The 22596-nt window shown below is 44.6% G+C and carries 22 protein-coding genes and 2 pseudogenes; 16 read left to right on the top strand and 8 right to left on the bottom strand.

The window, feature by feature from the left end; genetic code table 11:
- Positions 1–170: 170 nt before the first annotated feature.
- From BQ5591_RS08165 to erm(F), 3 genes and pseudogenes are all read right to left on the bottom strand, one after another.
- On the bottom strand, positions 171–1457 hold the full coding sequence (locus BQ5591_RS08165) for a retropepsin-like aspartic protease (RefSeq protein WP_068690204.1): 1287 nt from the start codon (positions 1455–1457) through the stop codon (positions 171–173).
- A gap of 184 nt (positions 1458–1641) precedes the next feature.
- Positions 1642–1853, bottom strand: a pseudogene (locus BQ5591_RS21790) (mobilization protein); the annotation flags it as partial.
- Between the two features lie 550 nt (positions 1854–2403).
- Complete coding sequence (erm(F), locus tag BQ5591_RS08160; protein WP_004359035.1) at positions 2404–3204, bottom strand: 23S rRNA (adenine(2058)-N(6))-methyltransferase Erm(F); 801 nt, start codon at positions 3202–3204, stop codon at positions 2404–2406.
- Between the two features lie 193 nt (positions 3205–3397).
- Between erm(F) and BQ5591_RS08155 the strand changes: the two genes are divergently transcribed.
- The 9 genes from BQ5591_RS08155 (at position 3398) to BQ5591_RS08110 (ending at position 9646) form a co-directional block, all read left to right on the top strand.
- On the top strand, positions 3398–4378 hold the full coding sequence (locus BQ5591_RS08155) for an IS30-like element IS4351 family transposase (RefSeq protein WP_005794072.1): 981 nt from the start codon (positions 3398–3400) through the stop codon (positions 4376–4378).
- A 286-nt stretch (positions 4379–4664) separates the two neighbouring features.
- Complete coding sequence (locus BQ5591_RS08150) at positions 4665–5078, top strand: DUF4313 domain-containing protein (RefSeq protein WP_068690200.1); 414 nt, start codon at positions 4665–4667, stop codon at positions 5076–5078.
- Positions 5079–5882: 804 nt separating this feature from the next.
- Positions 5883–6296: a single-stranded DNA-binding protein gene (locus BQ5591_RS08140; protein ID WP_005807140.1), complete on the top strand. Its 414-nt coding sequence runs from the start codon at positions 5883–5885 to the stop codon at positions 6294–6296.
- A 234-nt stretch (positions 6297–6530) separates the two neighbouring features.
- The gene (locus BQ5591_RS08135) at positions 6531–7286 is read left to right on the top strand and encodes a ParA family protein (RefSeq protein ID WP_071148958.1); all 756 of its coding nucleotides are present in this window, start codon (positions 6531–6533) and stop codon (positions 7284–7286) included.
- Between the two features lie 7 nt (positions 7287–7293).
- The gene (locus BQ5591_RS08130) at positions 7294–7548 is read left to right on the top strand and encodes a hypothetical protein (RefSeq protein ID WP_007215995.1); all 255 of its coding nucleotides are present in this window, start codon (positions 7294–7296) and stop codon (positions 7546–7548) included.
- Between the two features lie 22 nt (positions 7549–7570).
- Positions 7571–8191 (top strand): CatA-like O-acetyltransferase, family 2, encoded by a 621-nt coding sequence (locus tag BQ5591_RS08125; protein ID WP_071148957.1) that lies wholly within the window; start codon positions 7571–7573, stop codon positions 8189–8191.
- A 2-nt stretch (positions 8192–8193) separates the two neighbouring features.
- A complete protein-coding gene (locus tag BQ5591_RS08120) occupies positions 8194–8733 on the top strand; it encodes a GNAT family N-acetyltransferase (protein ID WP_007215997.1) in 540 nt (179 codons plus the stop codon).
- Between the two features lie 20 nt (positions 8734–8753).
- The gene (locus BQ5591_RS08115; protein WP_007215998.1) at positions 8754–9152 is read left to right on the top strand and encodes an SRPBCC family protein; all 399 of its coding nucleotides are present in this window, start codon (positions 8754–8756) and stop codon (positions 9150–9152) included.
- Complete coding sequence (locus BQ5591_RS08110; RefSeq protein WP_071148956.1) at positions 9149–9646, top strand: GNAT family N-acetyltransferase; 498 nt, start codon at positions 9149–9151, stop codon at positions 9644–9646. The genes BQ5591_RS08115 and BQ5591_RS08110 overlap by 4 nt, the downstream gene beginning before the upstream one ends.
- Positions 9647–9751: 105 nt before the next feature.
- Here BQ5591_RS08110 and BQ5591_RS08105 read toward each other — a convergent pair.
- Together BQ5591_RS08105 and tet(Q) are read right to left on the bottom strand one after the other, a co-directional pair.
- Positions 9752–10726 (bottom strand): annotated as a pseudogene (locus BQ5591_RS08105) (hybrid sensor histidine kinase/response regulator); the annotation flags it as partial.
- Complete coding sequence (gene tet(Q), locus BQ5591_RS08100) at positions 10726–12651, bottom strand: tetracycline resistance ribosomal protection protein Tet(Q) (protein ID WP_071148955.1); 1926 nt, start codon at positions 12649–12651, stop codon at positions 10726–10728. The pseudogene BQ5591_RS08105 and the gene tet(Q), both read right to left, overlap by 1 nt.
- Before the next feature lie 409 nt (positions 12652–13060).
- Here tet(Q) and BQ5591_RS08095 point away from each other — a divergent pair, with 409 nt between their 5' ends.
- The 7 genes from BQ5591_RS08095 to BQ5591_RS08065 all read left to right on the top strand — a co-directional run bounded on the left by BQ5591_RS08095 (position 13061) and on the right by BQ5591_RS08065 (position 19021).
- Positions 13061–14317 (top strand): transposase, encoded by a 1257-nt coding sequence (locus tag BQ5591_RS08095; RefSeq protein ID WP_071149385.1) that lies wholly within the window; start codon positions 13061–13063, stop codon positions 14315–14317.
- Positions 14318–14629: 312 nt separating this feature from the next.
- A complete protein-coding gene (locus tag BQ5591_RS08090) occupies positions 14630–14887 on the top strand; it encodes a hypothetical protein (RefSeq protein ID WP_007216000.1) in 258 nt (85 codons plus the stop codon).
- A gap of 45 nt (positions 14888–14932) precedes the next feature.
- Positions 14933–16663 (top strand): ParB/RepB/Spo0J family partition protein, encoded by a 1731-nt coding sequence (locus tag BQ5591_RS08085; protein ID WP_071148954.1) that lies wholly within the window; start codon positions 14933–14935, stop codon positions 16661–16663.
- A 422-nt stretch (positions 16664–17085) separates the two neighbouring features.
- Positions 17086–17529 (top strand): JAB domain-containing protein, encoded by a 444-nt coding sequence (locus BQ5591_RS08080; RefSeq protein WP_022209715.1) that lies wholly within the window; start codon positions 17086–17088, stop codon positions 17527–17529.
- A gap of 531 nt (positions 17530–18060) precedes the next feature.
- On the top strand, positions 18061–18339 hold the full coding sequence (locus BQ5591_RS08075) for an RNA-binding protein (RefSeq protein ID WP_005807124.1): 279 nt from the start codon (positions 18061–18063) through the stop codon (positions 18337–18339).
- A 7-nt stretch (positions 18340–18346) separates the two neighbouring features.
- Positions 18347–18619, top strand: a complete 273-nt coding sequence (locus BQ5591_RS08070) for a hypothetical protein (protein WP_005807122.1) — start codon at positions 18347–18349, stop codon at positions 18617–18619.
- A gap of 33 nt (positions 18620–18652) precedes the next feature.
- The gene (locus BQ5591_RS08065) at positions 18653–19021 is read left to right on the top strand and encodes a hypothetical protein (protein ID WP_071148953.1); all 369 of its coding nucleotides are present in this window, start codon (positions 18653–18655) and stop codon (positions 19019–19021) included.
- 65 nt (positions 19022–19086) lie between these two features.
- Here the strand turns inward: BQ5591_RS08065 and BQ5591_RS08060 are convergent, their stop codons facing one another.
- The 3 genes from BQ5591_RS08060 to BQ5591_RS08050 form a co-directional block, all read right to left on the bottom strand.
- Positions 19087–19458 (bottom strand): WG repeat-containing protein, encoded by a 372-nt coding sequence (locus BQ5591_RS08060; RefSeq protein ID WP_149874216.1) that lies wholly within the window; start codon positions 19456–19458, stop codon positions 19087–19089.
- Positions 19459–19795: 337 nt separating this feature from the next.
- Positions 19796–20329 (bottom strand): glycoside hydrolase family protein, encoded by a 534-nt coding sequence (locus BQ5591_RS08055; protein WP_005807116.1) that lies wholly within the window; start codon positions 20327–20329, stop codon positions 19796–19798.
- Positions 20326–22512 (bottom strand): type IV secretory system conjugative DNA transfer family protein, encoded by a 2187-nt coding sequence (locus tag BQ5591_RS08050; protein WP_071148952.1) that lies wholly within the window; start codon positions 22510–22512, stop codon positions 20326–20328. The genes BQ5591_RS08055 and BQ5591_RS08050 overlap by 4 nt, the downstream gene beginning before the upstream one ends.
- Positions 22513–22596: the final 84 nt, after the last annotated feature.

Below are 22596 nucleotides of genomic sequence, written 5' to 3'. Positions count from 1 at the left end.
TTTTTATCTGTAACAAGCACTGAAAATCAGAAAATTGCAAGAAAATTACCCTGTTTTACACCCAAGAATGTAAAGCTGGGTGTTTATTGAGAGAAACAAAAGAAAAATAGGATAAATATTTGACAATAATATCCTATTTCTTAATTAATAATATTATGATGGCTTTAATATTATTCTCCACGTATAAACATATTCTGATAGTTAATCACAAGCCGTTTGAATGACAATACGAAGTCTGCTCCCAATGAACCTGAAAATAGCTGGCTGCTGGATTCTGTCTTCTTAACGACTTCCGTATCATATAATGTTACCGTAGTACCTGCTACCTTAAAACAGAACTTAGGCAATGTGACTGCTGTTGTCTGAGATATTCCACCAAAGCCTCCACGTGAGGTTGTATGTTCTGCAAGCCCCTCAATGGCATGAGGAAATATATCTGCGAATTTGTTCCCCAAATCTGACTTTACGTTTCCGGTATCAAAAATCAGATCAAAAGGTTTCTCGTCATAATTTATTCGTACCTGTGGTGTGTTTGAAGACAGATACATATTCGGCTCTCCGTCTGACACTTTGTGGGGAAAAAGATACTTGCCAGCTTCATTGTCTATGATTATTTCCCGTGCGTCCCTTATAAAGTTATAACCAAGCACTCCGTCAAATGTAAATACAGAATCTATTTCATTGTCGGGAGGAGCAACCATAAAAACAGGATTATGATATACCAGTTCTCCGATTTTCATAGAATCTGCCGTGGCGAGTCTCACAAAACCAATCTCCATACCTGATACGGGAATAGAATCTGCCACGATTTTCAAACCTGCTTCTTTCGCATATTTCTCTGAAACGAAATTGCCGAAAGAACAGCCTGTGTCGAAAATATAGTTTTTTGTTATGCCGTTTACTTCCACGGGGATATAAATATGCTTGCCTCTACCTACGGTTTCAACACTCATCAACACAGTAACATCTCGATTGGGACGTTCAAGATAAGGCTTTGGTACATTGGCAAGGGCTTTGCCTACTTTTTCTATAAACACAAAACTATAAAGAGATTCAAATGGTACAGATTGTTTAAGTGCATTAACCAAATCTTCTCCAACTTTTCCGGCTTGTTCGTACATTCCTAAATTTAAAAGATTCATACCCTGTAAAGCTGCCATTCCTATTGAGGTTTCTGCCCCCATTTCTTCTTGATGATATAACAATAGGCTATCAAGGGCAATAGCAGCATTATCCAAATTGTTGAATCCAATACCTAACTGTGTATCTGCTATAAGATTAAGCATCTTTATACTCACAGAGTCTCTTAATTTCGGATATTCATTTCTCAATTGGAACAAATCTCCGCTGTTCAGAATTTCCCCCATTTTCACATCAGCCTGTGTTTGTGAATAGACAGAATTATATCCGAACAAGATGGCAATAAAAATGAATGATAGTCTACTTGCAATTTTCATATTTATTATATTAAAGATTAAATATAAAGCAAATATAGTAAAAAAAAGTATGGGAAGGAGCTATCAAAATATATTTGATTACTCCTCTTTACGTGATTTGATTAATTTAACATTACAATTTGAAGCCTCTGTCTTTTTGCTCTTCTGTCGATCTTAGTAAACTATGCCGTCATTTATCAAACTGTTCTTTGAACATGGAAAACCATTTATACGCTTTTTCAAGTAAGGAGTTCAGCCGGGAAATATCCCTGTCTTTGGCTTCAAGTTCTTGACTGTGTATTCTTGAAGATCGCGTATCTGTTTGCCGTGCTATTTCTGCATTTGTTGCATCTTAACTTTTAATTCATCAATTTCTTTATCACACTTGGCAATTTCCTGACGCAAATTCCCATTGGTATTATCTATGATTAGAAATTGTATGATATTCTTGAATGTATAGGCTTGAGAGCCTTTTTATCGCCTCCCTTTATATCTTGAATTCAAATCACAGAGAAGTGAATAGACAGTATTACCCGACAGAGCAACTACGACAAAGCAATGCCATCAAAAAAAATGACAGCACACACAAAGCATAGACTGATTGTCTTGCCCTAAAAGATTGATTGGAATTTATTCAGGACTGCCTATCACTTAGATAGAAGTCCAAGGTCTGCTGAAATACATAATTCAAAAATTGAAATTGCTTGACTGCAAATTTAGTAACTTTGCTTGACAAATTAACGAGAAAGAAGAGAAAATGAAAGCCGACCGCATAACATCACCTATACGCAAGCAGGGGGTTCGTGCTTCGTAAGACAGGAAAGTGGTAAATTTAAAGTTCAGTTCATCGTAGGTAGCTTAGTGGTAAAAATCCCTGCCTGCGTATAGCTGCAAACCGTTATGCGGCAGCTTAAAAAAAGACGACACCAAACCAAAAAAATCATCTTGACAACCACCCGACTTTGAACTACGAAGGATGAAATTTTTCAGGGACAACTTCCAGCATTTCCAAAAAACAGTTTAACCATTGACTTGGAGACAAACAAACAATTTGAGCATTAAGGTTTAAACCGAATTTTTCCGAAATTGACCTGACCTGACTTTTCCTGAAAATCGACTTTAAAGCTGTTTTTACAGATAAATCAGGTTTCTCTAACAGACAGGAAATAAATGCTAAGTATTTGGCTTTAAACTTAAAATCAAAAAATAAGTGTTTTCTTTTAATGTTTAACAGGGCTGATTTGACAGTTGGCGGTGGCAAGAAACTTTCAGGACCTACCTCATAGACAAGTTTCAAATCAAAAAAAGTATGATAGAAAACGGTATATGGATTGTAAAGCTTCCTCGAAAATAACTTTTGTGTAGGTTCTAATTGAAGGATAATGGAACCTCCCAGAAAATTTCCAAGACTCTCAAACATCAGGATTTTGAAAATATCGGAAGTAATGCCATAAGGAATATTTGACACCACTTTGAAAGGAAATTTCGGAACTGCAAAATTCCTAAAATCACAACCGACAACTTGAACATTTCGGGCATCAGAAAATAATTTTCGTAAATGTTCAACCAAAGCTGTGTCGTTTTCAATAGCAACAACATTGTTGGCGATTTTTAATAAATGAACAGTAAGAAACCCCTTGCCTGCCCCAATATCTAAAACCGTATCCTGATTACTTATATTTGCTTGTCTTATTGCATCTTTTATTAGCACTTTATCAATAGTAAAGTGCTGACCCGTAAAACGAACGGGCAATTTCTTTTTTGTCATTAGTAACTTCTTACAGGTGAATACTTCTTGAGTTCAACTTATAAATGCAACTTTTTGGGTGCGGATAATAAGCAATAAAAACATTTATTTTTCAGAGAGGAAAGAGAGACAATGTCCCCCTTTCTCTCACTCTGAATGGATAAAGTTTGCTATCTTTGCTTTAATTGTCCGTCCAAAGAAAAAAAAGTTGCAGATGAGCAAACATATAACCGAGGAACAAAGGTATGCAATTTCTATGATGTTGCAAATACCGATGAGCAAAAAAGCAATAGCGGAAGCTATCGGAGTAGATAAAAGCACTGTTTACAGGGAGATAAAGCGCAATTGCGACGCCCGAAGTGGTAGCTATAGCATGGAGCTTGCCCAGCGAAAAGCAGACAGGCGCAAGCAGCAAAAACATCGCAAGGAAGTGCTTACACCGGCAATGAGAAAACGGATAATAAAGCTGTTGAAGAAAGGATTCAGCCCGGAGCAGATTGTCGGCAGGAGCCGCTTGGAGGGAATTGCGATGGTATCTCACGAAACGATATATCGCTGGATTTGGGAGGATAAGCGGCGGGGTGGCAAACTGCACAAATATCTTCGCAGACAAGGTCGCAGGTATGCCAAACGTGGTTCTAAAAATGCAGGGCGAGGATTTATCCCAGGCAGGGTGGATATTGATGAGCGTCCCGAGATAGTGGAACTGAAGGAGAGATTTGGTGATTTAGAGATAGATACAATTATTGGTAAGAACCACAAAGGTGCCATTCTTACCATTAACGACAGAGCAACAAGCAGGGTCTGGATACGCAAGTTGTCGGGAAAAGAAGCCATCCCGGTAGCTAAGATTGCAGTATGGGCACTGCGGAAAGTGAAAAACTTAATACACACAATTACGGCTGACAATGGAAAGGAGTTTGCAAAGCACGAGGAAATTGCGCAAAAATTGGAAATAAAATTCTATTTTTGCAAACCATACCACTCATGGGAACGTGGTGCCAATGAAAACACCAACGGGCTTATCAGGCAGTATATCCCAAAGGGTAAGGACTTTAGTGAAGTAACCAACAAACAGATTAAGTGGATTGAAAATAAACTCAATAATCGACCTCGTAAAAGACTTGGATACCTCACGCCAAACGAAAAATTTAAACAAATTATTAATCAGAATTCTGTTGCATTTGCAAGTTGAATTCAGCTCTGTCTTTCAATCCTTTTATATCTTTGTCCTTGCAGTCCGTCCTGACCTTCCGGCTTATTGTTCCGCGAAAGTAACGGATAACAGCTGCACCTTGCAAATCCTCACGGCCTGCGGTGGCCGACGGAAATCTTCCTTCTCGGGGAGAAGCGTATTTCTGTCGCCAGATTTGTCCGGTTGCCGTTATCACTTTCGTGGTGCGGAAAAATAAATCCGGCGAAGGTCTTTAAGGACCGAAAGCAGGGAAAGAAAAAAGTAAACTTAAAAAAACGATAGCATTATGGAAAATGAAATCAGAGAGAGAAGCGTGGAAGTGGACGGCATGACCTTGACACTGCTTCATAAGGACGGTAAATGGGTTTTCCCCCTTGTCACATATTACCAGCATGGACTCGGAACACCGCTTTGTCTGGCATTGTTGGCGTATGTAGAAGACAGTAACGAATTTGAGTCGGAAACCATCATCACGGTCAATCTGCCTGGTGCGGAACGCAGTGCCGGGTGTCAGTTCATCGACACGAACAACAACGGGGAAGAAGTTCTCGACTGGCTCATGCTTTACGGATTATGTACCCCTACCGGCAGATACGCCGTTTCGGGTTTCTGCAAGTATCCCGAGGTGGATTTTTATCAGAGCGAACGCTTCATGCAGCAGAAAGAGCTTTGCGACAGGTATTTCAACTTCGTTGATTGACAGGCAGGAGAAGGCGGTCATACGGGACTGCCTTCATGGCCTTGCCTGCCAGTGTCCTTTTATATGGATACCTTTCCGGTATTTCCTCCCTTTTCTATCCGGCTTTCCCCACCCGAAAATTAAGGTATGATGTCTGTGCCGCGGTCCGCCCTCCACTCCAAGGTACGGAAGGCTGTGCCCGATCAACGGCAGTCTGCATCATACCGCTTCATGCCGGAGCTTCGACATGTCGAAACAACCGGTATTCCGCTATATGGGCATCCTGCCTGATTGTTGCTCCGGCACATTCCGCCTTTTGTCCGCAGCTTTCCTTTCCGGGCCGACGGCGTCATGGGCAAACGGTGACACATTCTGCTTGTGCCGTCCGTCGTGTCTCCGGCATGTCACAATCAGAAAGAGTCCCCATTTTGTTTGCCCGGCAGACCGTTTTTTACCCGCCCAAGCCGTCATTCATCACTTTTATAAACATCCCCTTATATATGGGACAATTCTGCCTTTTATATCTGTATCGGGATTACCTTCTCTCGTCATACCTTGCCTGCCGCCGCGTAGGTTTTATCAGGTGCGAATGTAGGCTGTCGCGCCTGATTCTTCCGTTTTGAAGTGCATTTTGAAGGAAAATCTTCCTTGCCGGGCAAGAGTATTTTGCTTCAAAAAAACGTCGAATGGGCTGTACCGACATCCTTGTCATGCACCATAAAACCCCAAGGCGGTCCGGCAGAAAGGATCCGACCAGAGGGAAGAAAAAACAAAGTCACAGGTAATGGCAGGACTAACCACCTTGCCGCAAAACATTTTCAAATTATGCTATACATTCACACTATCGGTCGCATCGGAAAGGATTGTCAGGTTATCGAGGGTACACACGGTTCGTTTATTGCTTTTGACATGGCAGTAGATGACTTCTCGCACGGAAACGCCGTTACCACATGGGTAAGGGTACGCAGCAACAAGGAAAACCATATCCGCCTCTCCGAATACCTCACCAAAGGGCGCATGGTCCTTGTCGGGGGAACATTGTCAACTTCACTGTGGAAGGACAAAAACGGCGACAGCCAGATCCAGCTCTCCATCACGGCGGATGCCCTGGAGTTCATCAATACCGGTAAACGGGAAGGTACAACCTCCGAAGCCGACGGCCAAGCCGCAGCTGCCGATAACGCACCAGTTCCTCCGGCGGACATGCCACAGGACGGGGAGGAAGACCTTCCGTTCTGACATCTTCCGGAAAACGGTCACGGATGTAGTATTTACTAATTGTAGTAATTTAGGAGATTAGTAAATCCCGGGTTACGAAAAATAGTAGATACTACATTTAGTGGCTAAGTCTTTTAGTAGAGTAGTAAATACTACGATACTAAAATATGTTATAGTAGTAAAATAGTAAATACTAATTGTAGTGAAGACTAAAAATAGTATTATCTTTGTACCAGAACATTAAGACTCTGAATCATGACAAAAATTATAGCAGCTCTGAATCATAAAGGTGGGGTCGGAAAGACAACCACTACCATAAATCTCGCTGCCGCACTGCAGCTGAAGAAAAAACGTGTGCTCCTGATCGACATGGACGGTCAGGCAAACCTCACGGAATCCTGCGGCCTGTCCATCGAGGAAGAACAGACCGTGTACGGGGCGATGAAGGGCGAATACCCTTTGCCGCTGGTCGAACTGAACAACGGCCTTGCCATCGTTCCCTCGTGCCTTGACCTGTCGGCTGCCGAATCGGAACTTATCAACGAACCTGGCCGGGAACTGATACTGAAAGGGCTGATTGCGAAGCTGCTTGACAGCCGGAAATTCGACTATATACTGATTGACTGTCCGCCATCGCTGGGACTGCTCACGCTCAATGCGCTTACCGCATCGGACTTCTTGATTATCCCGGTACAGGCACAGTTCCTCGCCATGCGCGGTATGGCAAAGATTACGAATGTGGTTAAAATCGTCAGGGAACGCCTGAATCCGGGACTGAGCATCGGAGGTATCGTGATCACCCAGTTCGACAAGCGCAAGACGCTTAACAAAAGCGTGTCCGAGTTCATCAACGATTCTTTCTGCGACAAGGTGTTCAAGACCGTCATCCGGGACAACGTGGCTCTGGCGGAAGCTCCTATCAAGGGTCTGAACATTTTCGAGTATAACAAAAACAGCAACGGGGCCAAGGATTATATGGACTTGGCGCTGGAGGTACTGAAACTAAAGTAAAAACAATATGGGCAAAAGCGATTTATTGAAAGACGGTATGAAAAGCGGCCTTGACGGGCTGCTTTCATCAACCAAAAAATCCCCGCAGAAAAAAGAAACGGCTCCGGCCAAGGCGGAAAAGGAACCGGCGGTGCATTGCAACTTCGTCATTAACAAGAGCATTCATACCAGGATGAAATACCTGGCCATCGAAAAGAACATGTCTCTCCGTGACATCGTCAACGAGGCCATGAGAGAATATCTGGAGAAGCATGAAAAATGATTGAAAATTTGAAAGACGCACTATGAGAGAAATAAATCCCAAAGAAACCACCCGTGCATACGCATTTGAGCTTTGGATGAAAGCCCCGATGCCGATGGTTACATTTTTCAAGACTTTGGATGTCAGTCGTCTGGTCAAAATCAGCAAAAAGTCAGGTATGAAATTCAATATGCTGATGTGCTGGTGCATCGGCAAGGCGGCAAGCGGTATCAAGGAATTTTATATGCTGCCTGTCGGAGACAAATTGATGCAATATGATGCCATTGCGGTTAATACCATTGTTATGAACAAGGACAATGAGGTCAGTTCATGCGATGTGCCCTTTTCTGATGATTTGCAGCTATTCAATGAAGATTATCTGAAATTGACAACGGATGTAGCACAAAGCTGTGAGAACCACGACTTGACTGAAAGCATGGTAATAGGAACTTCCGCACTGGCCCAATATGAAATTGACGGTGCGGTAGGTATGTACAGCGGTATCTTCAACAATCCGTTTATGATATGGGGCAAGTACCGTAAGGGGTTCTTCAGGACGACACTGACGGTTTCATTCCAATTCCATCACACTCAAATGGATGGGGCACATGCTGCAAAGTTCCTGGATCGCTTGCAGCAGGAAATCAATAAATTACTTGTATAGCGATGAATATGGAAACACAAAGATTGATACTTCGTCCCTGGACAGAAAACGATGCAGAGTCTCTTTATAATTATGCCAAAGATCCTGCTATCGGCCCCATTGCCGGATGGCCTCCTCATACATCTGTGGAAAACAGCAGAGAAATAATACGCGATATCCTTTCTGCACCCGAGACATACGCTGTAGTATTGAAAGAAACCAATGAACCGATAGGCAGTGTCGGAATTATGTTCGCTGATGGCGTACACAGTGCGGAGATGCAGGATGGAGATGCAGAAATAGGATATTGGATAGGTGTTCCTTATTGGGGACAGGGACTTATACCGGAAGCCGTACAACGTTTGTTGAAGCGTTGCTTCGTCGAACTTGATGTGAAACGGGTCTGGTGTGGACATTATGACGGAAACATCAAATCCCGCAGGGTAATGGAAAAATGTGGATTCAAGTACCATCACACAGAAGAAGGAAAGACTTCTCCGTTAGGAGATATCCGTACAGAACATTTTACTTTGCTTACCAGAGAGGACTGGAAAAAACGGTAAGAGAAATATAAAAATGTCCCATGATAAGAACTACGATAAAATCATTTATACAGGCTGATTTGGAATCTGTCTGGCATTCTGTCACTTCACTTTACGACTATTCATGGCGAAGTGACATAAAGGACATAGAAGTTTCCGACGAGCGCCATTTCAGGGAGATAAGTAATGAAGGCTATGTCACCTGTTTTACTGTTACTGTTATAGAGCCTTTTCTAAAATATTCATTTCTTATGGATAATGTGAACTTTTCCGGGGAGTGGACGGGACATTTCAGACAGGCTGAAAATGGAACGGAAGTGATTTTTACAGAGTCAATTAACCTAAAGAAATGGTGGTTATATCCTTTTGCATTGTTGTATTTGAAATTACAGCAGAAACGGTATATAGCTGACCTGAAAAGAAAATGTGAACAAGAATGAACGGATCGGCCAAGTATATAATACGCCATTTGCAAGGTAGTGAGAACCATTTGCTAAGAGAATTTCTTTACGAAGCGATTTATATTCCTGAAGGAGTCAAACCGCCCTCAAAGGACGTGGTGGATTTACCTGAACTGAAACTGTATATTGAGGACTTCGGAAATAAAAAAGATGACTTTTGTCTGGTCGCAGACAGTGAAGGCAAAGTGGTTGGTGCTGTGTGGGTACGTATTATGAATGATTACGGACATGTGGATGACAGGACCCCATCGCTCTCCATATCCCTATATAAGGAATACAGGAGTAAAGGCATAGGAAGCCATCTTATGCGTGAAATGTTTCGATTACTTGAGAGCAAAGGATATAGTCGCGTCTCTCTGTCCGTACAAAAGGCGAACTATGCCGTCCGAATGTATCTAAAACTTGGATTTAAGATCATCCATGAGACTGAAGAGGAGTTTGTCATGCTTAAAGATCTCTCACTATCCTACTAAAGACGGACAACCTCTTATATATGTCATCTTCTTCAAGAAGACATCTCCCTATTATAGATTACCGGTAAATTATCGGTAATCTTTTTCTTTTATAGTTCCATAGAACATCAGTCCGGCATAACCCGTTATTGCCGTCAGTGGTGTACGTAATTCATGGGTAATGGTATGAACGGCTTTCTTGCGAGAGGCTATCAGTGCCTCGTTTCGCTTTGCCATTTGTTGCAGTCGCTCAATTAAATCTGCGGTTTCCTGTTTATATCGCTTGATGCGGTTGGCATTTCGGTGTATGATGATATATGATATGACCAGTAGCAGTATAACGAACCCTGTCAAGCCCCCAATCTGAATGAACGACCGTTCCCGCATGGCTGTTATCTCGGCTTCCCGCTTTTGTAGGTCAGTTTGTACTTTCCCGTCTATTTGAACAACCAGTCCTTGCAGTTGCCTGTTAAGTTCCGCATTTCGTGCGGCAAGGCTATCGGCATGAACCGATAAGCGACGGCTTTGCGCCTGTTGTTCGGTTCTCATATTCCGGTTAAAGGAACGGTGCATCGTGGTAGTCACAGTTGGTTTCGCTTCTTCCTTTTTGCCGAAGATGCCCAAGAATCCTTTTCGTTTAGGTTTCTTGGGTTGTTCTTGCACACTTTTCTGCGCGATTACGGGTACTTGACGGGGTATCTTATCGTTGATGGCTTGTTGCTGTTCAAGTATCTGCACGATTTGGCACATCTGCCGTTCCTTATCTTCGAGAAGATGGCGTACGCTGTCTATACGCTCTGCCGGATAGGTAGCTTTGAAACGGCAGAGCATACTGTCCATTGCCATACGCTGTGCATGGTAATGTTCGATATCTTTATCGTTCCATTCCAGTATTGTTTCACCAAATAGAGAGAATTTTATCATTTGAATATTGATATTGTTTATCTCTTTTCGGAACTCGTCTATTTTTTTATTGTCAAGTTCTAATGCTTCTATCTCCTGCCATTCATAGAAGCTATTATATGCTATACATCCGATAAGAACGGAGATAAGTATATACCCCAACCGTATTGTCTTATAGAAATTCCTGGATCGTTCCATTATTTTGATGATACTGATTTTTCAAACATGAATAAAAGTTTATCCTTTTCTTCCATACGGGTATTATCAGAATAACCGCCTTTTGTTATTTGATACCCACACGGCTTAACCATAAAAGTGCCTAAGCCTTTAGTGTATGAACTTACTTCTGAGGCATAGTCTTTACTTGTATTTAATGGAACTTTCCCTTCAATAAGACACCACTCATTATTACAACTGATACCTTTAATCTCAGACATCATTTTTTGCAGATCTGTAATAGCTTTGGAACTTGCTACTTGTGGTATCTGTAACTCAAAATAGAGCATCGGTTCGAGAATATCCACTCCTGATTGTTGCAAAGCCAGCCTGAAGACATAAGGGGTCAGCTGTCTGAAATCAGCAGGTGTACTTACCGGGCTATAATACTCGGCTTGAGTAAAAGTTACTTTCAGATCTGTCACTTCCCATCCATGTAAACCAGATTGGCAAGACATACGAATCCCTTCAAAAACGGCATTTTGAAAAGAATGGTTCAGATAACCATAGGAGATGTCACTTTCGATTTGCAACCCTGCCCCTAACGGTAAGGGTTCAAGAGTCAGCCCTATTGTGGCCCAGTAAGGGTTGGGTGGTACTTCGATCTGAATAATCTTATTGACCTTTTTTATAGGTCGTTCTTTGTAGATAGTCTTGATCTCATCAAAATGGACCTTTACGGAAAATCGTTCTTCCAGCAATGTTTGTATGATTTCTTTTTGGGTCAAACCATATAACGAGATTTCCAATTCATCACTATATGAGTTTATGGAAAAGGACAAAGACGGGTCTTCAATCCACAATGTATTCAGAGCGGATATCACCTTGCTTCTCTCTTCGGGCTTATTTGGCCGGACGGAGGATTTGAGAGCGGGATGCTGATGAGATAATCCTTGAATCAAACAAGGTTTAGCACCTAAATAATCTCCGATTCGAAAATCTTCTATATCTTCTACAATCGCGATATCATTGGCACCCACTTCATCAACATTTATCTCTCTGCCCTGATAAATAGTCTTTAGATTTTTAATCTTGATGAATTTTTCCGAATCGTTGATTCTTACAACGTCTCGAAGTCTCAGACTTCCGTCAATTATTTTAAGAAAACTTCTTTTATGCCCTTTGGGGTCATGCTCTATCTTATAGAGATAAGCTGAAAGTCTGTTTGAGACTGATGCCGGAGGAAGTATAAAAGAAGAAATGGCGTCCAACAACTCATTGATACCGATATTGAACATTGCTGATCCATGTAGCACCGGATAGACTTTGGCTTTTGCCACAAGAGCGATTATCGTATTCCAATAATCAGCCGGTGAAATTTCGCTATCCGCCAAATATCGTTCTAATATATCGTCGTCATGGTTGCATACAAATTCTTTGTGTTCTGCCCTTATATCTGTTGGGGTGCAAATCGGGTAAACGACTCCATCGACAACCGTTTGCATAAACAAGACGTCTTGCGACAGATTTGTTTTTATGTCCAGATATAAACGCTCAAGATTTACGCCGGCACGATCAATCTTATTGATAAATATAATTGTCGGGATTTGCAGTTTTTGCAAAGTCTTGAACAGCAACTTTGTTTGTGCTTGTATGCCTTCCTTTGCCGATAATATGAGGACTGCACCATCAAGCATTTTGAATGTCCGCTCCACCTCTGCAATAAAATCCATGTGTCCCGGAGTGTCAATGATATTGCATTTCACACCATTCCAAACAATAGATGTCGTAGAAGCCCGAATAGTAATTCCTCTACGTTTTTCTATATCCATAGAGTCTGTTATGGTGTCACCTTTATCAACACTGCCGCGCTTTTCCGTTGCTCCGCAGGCAAATAGCAGATTTTCGGTTACGGAAGTTTTTCCTGCATCAATGTGAGCAAGAATTCCTAAATTTATAATGTTCATTTGATTAAGCAATAATATACTACAATAGATGCATTGCCGAAACGCACCTTTTAATACCTCCTCGTAGCATGTAGAAAACTACAGGATTCTTAACTCGTATTAATATGTATATTATTACTGCCGCATAATTGAACGCAAATTTACGAAAAAAAAGTTCCCTGACAAAAGCACAAAGAACTTTTTTAACAATACTTAGTTAATTTTTAGTTTAGAGACTCATTTATAATATATTACGTCATATATACAGCACCTCTGACAGGAACTTGTACACCTGTCAGACAACCATAAACAACGAATCTTAAAATAGATGGGAATAATAGCCTGAAAGACTGAAAATAAGCGTCTAAAAAAATTGGCCAAGTCGCTAAAAATTAGTAAATTAGCAGTTGCCAGACAAACCAATTTGCTAATGGAAATTCAGCCACTTGACCAGCTCACCAAGATCATCAATGATGCCCTTGATGGCACTGCAAAGTTACGCAAAAGTTTTAAAACTTTCTTCGTCATTACTTCAATTCTTTTCCTAAGCATGACGAAACGTAAGAACTTCACCCAAATGGCGCTGTCCAGCGACTGCTGCGAGAGCCGTTTCAGACAGAACTTCCGGAAGAAGTTTGACTGGGTGGGATATAACCTTGCGTACTGCAGGGAGAAACTCCAGCACAGGATTGCCATCGCCATCGACCCGAGCTACATTCCCAAGTCGGGAAAGCACACTCCCGGCACGGGATACTTCTGGAGTGGATGCGCATCTGCCGCGAAATGGGGGCTTGAGATTCTGGGCATAGCGCTTGTTGATGCCGATGAGCGTGATGCCGTACATCTCAGGGCTGTGCAGACGGTGGACATCGTGTCCAGAGGCCGTCCTCCCAAGTACCTTGCGGGAATGGATGATCCAAATTCACTGCTGGCATGGTATCTTAAGGTCATTGCCTCTCAGAAAGATGCACTTTGGAAAGTCTGCAAGACGGTAGTTGCTGATGCCTATTTCTCGAAGAAACCTTTTGTGGATGGTCTCATTGCTTTGGGATTCAACCTTATAAGCAGATTCAGGAGCGATGTAAGACTGCGTTATCTTTATGATGGTCCCAAGACCGGCAAGCGTGGAAGACCTAAGGTCTATGGTGACAGGGTGGACATCAGGAATCTCGACATGAATGCGTTTGTGAGTGAAGACATCACCTCGGATGACAAGGTGGTAACACTCTATTCTGCGGTTGTCTGGTCGGCAGGTCTCAAGCGCAAGGTCAAGGTGGTCATTGTTGACTGCCTCGAGCCAGGCAGGAAGACTCAGGAGAGGAAGGTGTTCTTCTCTACAGACACCTCGATGTCTGCCAGAGACATCATGGACATCTACCGAACCCGATTCCAGATTGAGTACCTTTACCGCGATGCAAAGCAGTTTACCGGACTCGCCCACTGCCAGTCACGGAAGAGGGAATCACTGGACTTTGCGTTCAACATGTCGCTCTCCTCTGTCAACGTGGCAAGGGCTTTTGCCCGGAGTTGCGGCGTGCATCTTTCTGTCTCCAATGTAAAGACGCTGATTCATAATGCGGATATGATACAGAGATTTATTCGTATGTCTGGAAAGCACCCACACAGGCTATTAAATACCAACGATTTCAAAGAACTCTTATATTATGGCGTCTCGGACGCTGCGTGATTATCCAAAATTTAACGAACTATTGATAGAACATTTCTTTTATAATTCATCTTTTACCGCTTTCCGGCTTCATTCCCGCCGCACCGGCCTTGGTTTTATCAGATGCAAAGGTCTGCTGTCGCGCTTGATCCTCCGGCTTGAAGTGCATTTCCTGCAAATTCTTCCTTTCTGTGAAAGAGTAATTGGCAGGAAAAGCCGTCGTATGAAGCTGTACCGACAGCTGTAAACCGCATCCATAAAACCCCAAGGCGGTTCAAACGGGAAAAGAACCGACCAGAGGGAAATAAAAAACAATTCAAAATTGACATCGACATGGATAAAATAAGATTGGTAGTTTACAACGAATATGCACTGGGCTATATCATGCCCCAACAACCCGACAAGGTTTGCACATTGGCAGACAGGACTACGCTCGGCGCACCGTTTCGGACAATGCTTGAACCCTATTTCATTGGAAAGAACGATACCGTAAGGCTGGCTGGCAGGAAAGACTTCGACACGTTCCGGCTATCGTTCGAGGGATACGACAATACGCAGATGTACGAATATGACACCAACCAACAGGAATAGCAGTAATCAGACAATCAATGTATAACAAATCAAAATTTATGAATTATGGAAACAATGAACATTCAATCAGTAGCAGAGAAGAACATCGTATCAGTAGTTTTGGCAGATATTCAGCCGAGTAACTATAACCCACGCAAGAATTTTGATGTAGCAAGCCTTGCGGAATTGGCGGAAAGCATCCGTCAGCAGGGCGTCCTTCAGCCTATCGGGGTGCGCCCCATTGCGGAGAACCGCTTTGAAATCATATTCGGGGAACGCAGGTATCGTGCCTCGCTCATGGCAGGACTGGAAGAAATTCCGGCAATCGTTCTGAATGTTTCGGACGAGACCGCCGAAGAAATGGCGGTGACGGAAAACCTGCAACGCAAGGATGTAACCCCTATCGAGGAAGCAAACTCCTATCAGAGGCTGATAGAAAGCGGACGGCACGACATTCAGTCTTTGGCCATGCAGTTCGGCAAGAACGAGACCTATATCCGCACCCGACTGAAGTTCGTCTCCCTTATCCCCGAAATCGCAGAATTGTTGGAAAAGGACGAAATCACTATCAGCGTGGCAAGCGAAATTTGCCGATATGGCGAGGACATCCAGAGAGAGGTTTTCGACAAGCACTTGAAAGAGGGTATCATGTTTGGCAGTTGGCGAGGCATGAAAGCGACCGAGGTGGCAAAGAACATCGAGCGCCACTTCACGACAGACCTTGAACGTTACAACTTTGACAAGACCCTTTGCCTGTCATGCCCCCATAATACCAACAACATGACATTGTTCTGTGAGGGAACATGCGGAAAATGCGCCAACAAAGGCTGTCTTGATGAAATGAATGCCGCATTTTTGACGGAAAAGGCAATAGAGACCATTAAGACTTATCCTGCACTATCTCTAAGCCATGACGCATATTGCTATAATGCGGATGCGGTTAATCGCCTCAAGGAAATGGGCTATGAGGTTGTGGCACTGCAATGCAGATACAAAGACTACCCGACACTTCCCGAAGAGCCTGAAGCCGGAGAATATGAGACGGAAGACGAATATAAGGAAGCCAAGGTTGAATATGAGCAGGATATGAACGATTATATGGAAGAGGGCAAGGAACTTGTACGCAGGGCAGAAGCAGGCGAAATATCGCTCTTCGCACGGATTGGGAACGAAGACATTGTCAATTGTTATGTGGAGAATTCCATGATGAATGCCGTCAGTGGACAACAGGCAGGACAGGAACAGCTTTCCCCGATTGAAAAACTGGACAAGCAGGACAAGCGAAACAAGGAGATTGCCAGGGAAAAGACCGTGGAAGATACCAAAAAACAGATTTTGGAAGTGGATATGACCGAAACCAAGTTCGGGGCTGACGAAGAAAAGATGATTTATTTCTTCCTGCTTTCATCGTTGAGAAAGGAACACTTTGTCGCCGTTGGCATAGAGGGAGAACATTCGCCCTATCTGTCCAACGAGGACAAGACAAATATTGTGGCCAATCTTACACCAAAGGCAAAAGCCGTCATCCGCAGGGATTTCCTGATTGAGAATTTCAAGAACGCATACGGAAGCAACGCCATAGCCGACATGTTGCTTGAATTTGCAGGAAAACACATGCCGGAAAGACTTGCCGACATCGAGAACGGACATAATGAAGTTTACGAAAAAAGACATCAGCGCATCGAAGAAAAGAAAGCCGTCCTTTTGGTGCAGGAACAGGCCAAACAGGAAGCAGAGCAGACTGAAACCGATGCGGACAACGAAAAACAACCTCAATCCCAAGAGGTTGCTGCTTGACCATAATTCATAGTTGATTTCAGATGCAGGGCGGAGAAATCCGTCCTGCTTTTCTGTTGAGTGCCGGAGGCAGACCGGCGCCGCCTGACCTTTTTTATACACCTCACTGTCTTTCGGCAGTCTCCGTCTGCTGAAACAGTACGGACCGGGTTCTGGCTGATTCCTACAGGCCGCACGGGCGGTCTTCCGTCATCGGCCGGCCCGGATAACCTTTATAGCCGGACCTCTTATAATACCCCGGTAGTCTCAACATTTGTTTTCAGCGAAGTTACAGCATCTTTCCGGACAAACGCAAGATCCGGGTGAATTTGGGAAACAATCTCCAATCCTGCGGATAGTATTCTTTCCCAAAATCTTGCACGAAGTCCAGACAGAGCTGTGCACGGGCGAAAAAAATTGTTTCACCTTAAATCTTCGTTATTATGAATACATTTTCTTTCCCTCAGATTTCAGTAAATTACAAGGATGCCGATGCTGCAAAACGTATCATGGTAAACTCCTCCAGAGTGAGCTACGACATCTTCAAGGAGGCATACGATGAATGTATGCAGCATCATGAGGAATGCTGGGTGATGTTCCTCAATCAAGCCAACAGGCTTCTCGGACTCTCCTGCATATCAAAATGCGGCATCAGCCAGACCGTTGTGGATGTCCGTATCATCCTGCAGACGGCTCTTCTGGCCCATGCCTCGGGCATAATCCTCAGCCACAACCACCCGTCAGGCAACATGGTGGCCAGCTCCAGTGACAATGCCATCACAAGCAAACTCAAGAAAGCCTGCGAAATCCTTGACATCACTCTCCTTGACCATATCATCCTCTCGGATACAGGCTATCTGAGCTACGCGGACGAAGGGATGCTTTGACAGCATCTCTTTTCACGGCAAATCCCGTTATACTGCCGCCCTCATGTGCACCAGGCGGAGACTGTTATAAAACCTTCATGCACGACGGCAGCCCTGGGCTGCTGTAAGCACTCCGGTCCGGATCTGTGGCTGATGACGGAATCCGGCACGGGCCGTATTCTGCCATCGGCCGCTCCGGGAACCTTTATAGCTGCACCTGTTTTAACGCCGTCCGTCATAAGCCCCCGCCACCACCCTTATCCCTTTCTATTTCCCCTCTTGTATTGGCATGAGAGTCATTTCTTCTTTCGTCGTCCTTCTCGTCGCCGCGTGGACTTTACTGGTGCGAATGTAGGCGGTCGAGCCTGTTCCCTCCGTTTTGAAGTGCATTTCCTGCAAATTCTTCCTTTCTCTGAAAGAGTAATTGGCAGGAAAAAACATCGGGAGAGGCTTTGACGACCGTCTCTCGATGCACCGTAAATCCCGAAGCGGCTCCTCCGAAAAGGAGGCCGAACAGAGGGAAGAAAAACAAAATCGTTAAATATCAGAATTATGGACAAGGACATCAAAGAAAGCAGAGAGTACCGTCTCGCTAAAGACTGGGAAATGGCAGTCAACAATTACAGTTTCAATCCGGCTCGATTTGCAGCAGCAATACCGACCATGCACCCGACACTGCAGCAAAGCCTGTACAGGTTGATTAAAGAGTGTATCAAGGTTATGGCGGATGACAGCCGCAGGTACGACGAACGCAATATGGCTTCACACGAGGAAGCGAAATGTATCATGGAGTACCTGAAAGAACACGGGAGAAACATACCATTAAAGTGATAGACCGATGAAAAAGAAAGAGGTGGAATTTGCCGGCAGAACTTATTCTTGCCGTGTGGTGAAATCAAATGAAGGTGAAGAACTCCTTATCGGCTCAACAGGTTTGCTTGACGCACTCCAGCCCGGTAGTTTCGACAGCGAGAACGAGGGCTTTGCGAGTAAGGAGGCTGAGAAATTATACGATGAGATTTTCTTCTTCACCGATGCCGGAAGTCTCGAGCTGCCGGATGACGAGCTGGTTGAGATGCTGAAAGAAGACAACCCGGAATGGTTTGAATAAAATGAATATATAAATCTATTAAAAATCAAGATTATGGATAAAGAGTATGTAATGAGAGTGGCTGCGACAATTCGCGAACAGCTGGTAACGATGACCGACACGCCGGTCCTTATGTCATGGGGCATCGGGGAGTTTATGGCAACAGTATTCAATGACCTGCCGGGACTGAAATTCCATGTAAACGGAAGACTCTTCCAAGGGGAAGTGCTGATCTGTCTGAACGGCTCGGACTATTATGAAGTATATCTCCGGAACGGGACAGACATAGAGTGCCTCAGTGACGAAGTCTGCTTCGATGAACTGGGAGAACTGATAGACCGCCATATTGAAAGCGGAACTGACAAAGAGGAATATGCACGCTTCTGTGGACAGGCAGCCATGTCATTCGGATTTGGCAATTGATGAAGTGCTGTACTTATAGGCTAACCCCGAAGGCTCGCGTCTGAACCTCCGGGGTTATTGCTGTGTTATGGATGTGTTTTGTCCTTGTCTGTATCTTGATTCTCACACCGGTTCCCTTGTTTGTCAATGTAGTACCAGTCATCACTTTCCCAATACCAGTGCTCGCTGCCGGAGCCTGCCACCTCTTTCCGTTCCCCCGAATCGGTGACTTTCGCCTTGCCACCCTCGAATGGATAGCCGAAGGCAAAACGAGGACGGATGACGGTCTTGCCTGTCTCGTCTGCGTAACCGATACGCCCTTTCCGGTCCACTATGCGGTACAGTCCTTCACTTACATAGTCGTCTCCGTTGTCATATTGAAACGCTGCATAATGTCTTGCACTGCCGCAACTGCACAGCAGCAATACGGCACTCAGATAAATGATAATCTTGTTCATGATGCGGGTTGTTTTCATTTGATAATCTGTATTTGTTAATGTCAAGGCAGCAGGAACTGCATGTTGAAACGGCAGAACAGCATCCTTCTTTCCCTGATTATATTCATGTCTTCTTTTCTCCATATTCCATTCAATGATACCAAGTAAAAAGCCAGAAGATTAAACATAAATCAATCAGCCACAGACCAAGCGGCAATAGTAACTGAAGCCAGAAATATTTTTTATCCTTTTTTTCAGGATATCGGCGGTAATAGGCTTGTTCTCTCGCTTTTGTGAAATATTTCTTTTCTATCCTGGAAAATTGACGGAAATACACCGAAAGATTCTCCCTTCTTTTTTACTCTTCAAAAAGCAGCAGATATTCCACCTTCCTTCTCCGCTCGATGCTCGGAACTACCTTGCCTTTATAGCAGCGGAAGGAAATGTACTCCTTGTAAATATCCCTGTTTCCGGCTTCCAGTTTTTGTATCAGCTTGCTTTTGGGAAAGTCTTTGCTACCTAAAAGCCGGTACGGGCCTACCTGGTAGGCAAGACACGAGAGCAACGTAGAATCACGCCCGAATCTGCTGAACAGACGGCAAAGTTTCATCATGTCCGCTCGCAGGATGGAGTCTCCCTGAGCTTTTGTGATGTCGTTGGTAAAACTCTCTCCGGGAAGAACCTTATGACCCCATCCCACATAGGGCCAATGTTTTTTCTCACCATGCCAACCCTCATAGTATTTCGTGCATCTGATTGCCCTCTCCAGCGGTGGCAGCTTGTATATGGACAGTTGGGCAGTTCCCGTTTCTGTCCCATGCCTTTCCTTCCCATAGACTGTTGCCACTGCAGATACCAGCAGTATGATGACAAACATCCTTACGTGCTTCATTTCGCACCCCGTTTGTTCAACACATCCTTGATCATCTCCTTCACGTCCTGACCCACCTGCACGAAGTTCTTGTACAGGATGCGTTCCCGTTCCTCCCTCGATTTGAAGGTGTAGAATCTCGGCAGCGGCACATACGCGGCTTCCTCTTTCTTTATCTCTCCCATATCGAAGTCCGTCTTGCAGAAAAACTTTGTGGTCTTGAACTCTTCCGACTCCTGAATGTTCATCGAGCCGCCTACGCCGGTCTTGGTTTTCACGAAGTCCCTCGCTGTCTGCCCGCATATCCATCCCGTTGCCATATCGGAAATCTTTGATGCCGGCACCAGACTGTCCATGTTCTCGTTCAGGTTAATGCTGGTCTTGTCACGGTCAATGGTCACGCCCTTCTTCACTTGCACGACCTTACCGAAAATGTCATTCGACAGCCATTCCAGTGTCTCTTTCGAGCGGGCCGAACCGCTGACCACGTTACCCACGGTCGTGATGATCTTCTGCATACCTACCTTGCCGTAGTCGGCCTCCAGCTGCGGCAGCTCCTGGAATCCCAAGGTCACGCTCACCTTGTTGCTTCGGGCAGTTCCTATCAGTCGGTCTATCTTGTGGAAATACAGCGTCGGCAGCTCGTCCACGATGATGCTCACCGGGATGTTCTTCCCTTGGCCTGTATTCACTCGGGTGACAAGACGGTTCAGGATAAGGGCGTTCAGCGCACCGATAATGCTCTCCATCTCCGGGTCGTTGGCGATGAGCAGGTAGCTCGGGTTCTTCGGATCGCTCACCTTCAGGTCAAAGTCATCCCCGTCACGGTGGAATATCCAGTACGATTCCTTGGTCGCCAGACGGGACGTATAGACACGCAGCGTACCGATCATACCTTCCAACTGCTCCATGGCCTTGTTCCTGAAGGCAGTCTGGAACGGCCCGAGCAGCGGTGCCACCTCGTTGTCAGTCTCCAGTACCTCAAAGATGGTCTGATAACTTTCGTTCAGGAACGATAATATGTGCGGCATGTCCGAATACTTTCCCAGCCAGTAGGCCGGCTCCACGATGTTGCCGCCCTCTTTGTCACGCACGACTCCGGTCGGCTTCCAGAATTTGGTTTCCGGGTCCTGACGTTTCTCCGCATACAGCATGTTTCCGTCCTTGTCATACGGCTCCCGTTCGTAATTGACAAAGAAATAGATGCAGGCAGCAAGGAAGTTCACAGCGGATGTCTGGAAAAACTGGTCGCTTCCGCCGCCACCTTCCTTCTTGCCCTTCTGCAATGACTCGAGCAGGGTTTCCGCCGTCTCACTGGCTGCCGCCAGGTTGTTGATGTATTTTGCCTGAATAGGATTGACACGACGGCTGTATTCCACGTCCACGAAGTTGATCATGTTGAACTTGCACCCCTTGGGAACTCTTCCAAGCTTCTCGTTCAGCTTGTAATGGTAGTAAAGTTTCGTGGCAAGTGTCGGGAATTTATAGTCATATACAACCATGGCAAACCCCTTGGCACTGTGCTGACGGATGAACGGTTCAATGATACTGAATGTTTTACCCGAGCCGGGAGTTCCCACGACCCACGTTCCGCGGAAAGGGTTGCTGATACTGACCCATCCCTTGCGGAACTTCCCCTTGTAATAGTAGCGCATCGGGATATTCACGCTGTATTTGTTCTCCTGAATCTCTTCGCCCTGCTCGAAACTCTCGTTCTCGAAGTTGAAGCGGTCCTTCATCAGGCCCTCCTTGATGAACTTGGAGATATTGTCCAGGGCTATATGTACCAGTATCACTCCCACGAGCGAAGCCGCCATGTATAGGATACGGTTCAGCGGCAGCGTATAGAGCCGCATTTCCATCGGATGTCCGAACAGCCATACGGACAGGACAAGCAGAAGCAGTCCGCCGGTCAGGGGAAAAATCACCTGCTTGCGGGCGTTGAACTCCAGATGCTTCTTGTTCCTCGTACCGATACAGGTGATGCAGATCAGCAGTATCGTGGCTATCTTGCTGTACACGAGATGGCCGTCCTGATAGATCGTCCATCGCTTGATACGTCCGTGGATGTCAGTCAGTATGCCGCCCCACTGGTCGAATACTGCCGGGTCAATGGCATACTCGAAGAACTCCAGCAGAACCGACACATAGACGACTGCACGGAATATCTTGTAGAATCCTTGTAACTCTTTGCTTTCTTCCATTTTTTATAGCTTTTTTATTGGGTTGTGGTTCTGATCGCCTCGGATATTGTTGGACTTGATTATTTTGATTCAGACGAAAATAAA

The sequence above is a fragment of the Bacteroides ndongoniae genome, assembly GCF_900108345.1.
GTDB lineage: Bacteria > Bacteroidota > Bacteroidia > Bacteroidales > Bacteroidaceae > Bacteroides > Bacteroides ndongoniae.
The sequence above is the reverse complement of the archived record's forward strand: the minus strand, read 5'-3'. Positions and strand labels throughout refer to the sequence as shown.

Excerpts from the sequence above, each read along its gene's own strand:
- BQ5591_RS08165 (WP_068690204.1), bottom strand. The coding sequence starts at position 1,457 with ATGAAAATTGCAAGTAGACTATCATTCATTTTTATTGCCATCTTGTTC.
- BQ5591_RS08155 (WP_005794072.1), top strand. The coding sequence starts at position 3,398 with ATGAGCAAACATATAACCGAGGAACAAAGGTATGCAATTTCTATGATG.
- BQ5591_RS08150 (WP_068690200.1), top strand. The coding sequence starts at position 4,665 with ATGGAAAATGAAATCAGAGAGAGAAGCGTGGAAGTGGACGGCATGACC.
- BQ5591_RS08140 (WP_005807140.1), top strand. The coding sequence starts at position 5,883 with ATGCTATACATTCACACTATCGGTCGCATCGGAAAGGATTGTCAGGTT.
- BQ5591_RS08135 (WP_071148958.1), top strand. The coding sequence starts at position 6,531 with ATGACAAAAATTATAGCAGCTCTGAATCATAAAGGTGGGGTCGGAAAG.
- BQ5591_RS08130 (WP_007215995.1), top strand. The coding sequence starts at position 7,294 with ATGGGCAAAAGCGATTTATTGAAAGACGGTATGAAAAGCGGCCTTGAC.
- BQ5591_RS08125 (WP_071148957.1), top strand. The coding sequence starts at position 7,571 with ATGAGAGAAATAAATCCCAAAGAAACCACCCGTGCATACGCATTTGAG.
- BQ5591_RS08120 (WP_007215997.1), top strand. The coding sequence starts at position 8,194 with ATGAATATGGAAACACAAAGATTGATACTTCGTCCCTGGACAGAAAAC.
- BQ5591_RS08115 (WP_007215998.1), top strand. The coding sequence starts at position 8,754 with ATGATAAGAACTACGATAAAATCATTTATACAGGCTGATTTGGAATCT.
- BQ5591_RS08110 (WP_071148956.1), top strand. The coding sequence starts at position 9,149 with ATGAACGGATCGGCCAAGTATATAATACGCCATTTGCAAGGTAGTGAG.
- BQ5591_RS08095 (WP_071149385.1), top strand. The coding sequence starts at position 13,061 with ATGGAAATTCAGCCACTTGACCAGCTCACCAAGATCATCAATGATGCC.
- BQ5591_RS08090 (WP_007216000.1), top strand. The coding sequence starts at position 14,630 with ATGGATAAAATAAGATTGGTAGTTTACAACGAATATGCACTGGGCTAT.
- BQ5591_RS08085 (WP_071148954.1), top strand. The coding sequence starts at position 14,933 with ATGGAAACAATGAACATTCAATCAGTAGCAGAGAAGAACATCGTATCA.
- BQ5591_RS08080 (WP_022209715.1), top strand. The coding sequence starts at position 17,086 with ATGAATACATTTTCTTTCCCTCAGATTTCAGTAAATTACAAGGATGCC.
- BQ5591_RS08075 (WP_005807124.1), top strand. The coding sequence starts at position 18,061 with ATGGACAAGGACATCAAAGAAAGCAGAGAGTACCGTCTCGCTAAAGAC.
- BQ5591_RS08070 (WP_005807122.1), top strand. The coding sequence starts at position 18,347 with ATGAAAAAGAAAGAGGTGGAATTTGCCGGCAGAACTTATTCTTGCCGT.
- BQ5591_RS08065 (WP_071148953.1), top strand. The coding sequence starts at position 18,653 with ATGGATAAAGAGTATGTAATGAGAGTGGCTGCGACAATTCGCGAACAG.
- BQ5591_RS08060 (WP_149874216.1), bottom strand. The coding sequence starts at position 19,458 with ATGAACAAGATTATCATTTATCTGAGTGCCGTATTGCTGCTGTGCAGT.
- BQ5591_RS08055 (WP_005807116.1), bottom strand. The coding sequence starts at position 20,329 with ATGAAGCACGTAAGGATGTTTGTCATCATACTGCTGGTATCTGCAGTG.
- BQ5591_RS08050 (WP_071148952.1), bottom strand. The coding sequence starts at position 22,512 with ATGGAAGAAAGCAAAGAGTTACAAGGATTCTACAAGATATTCCGTGCA.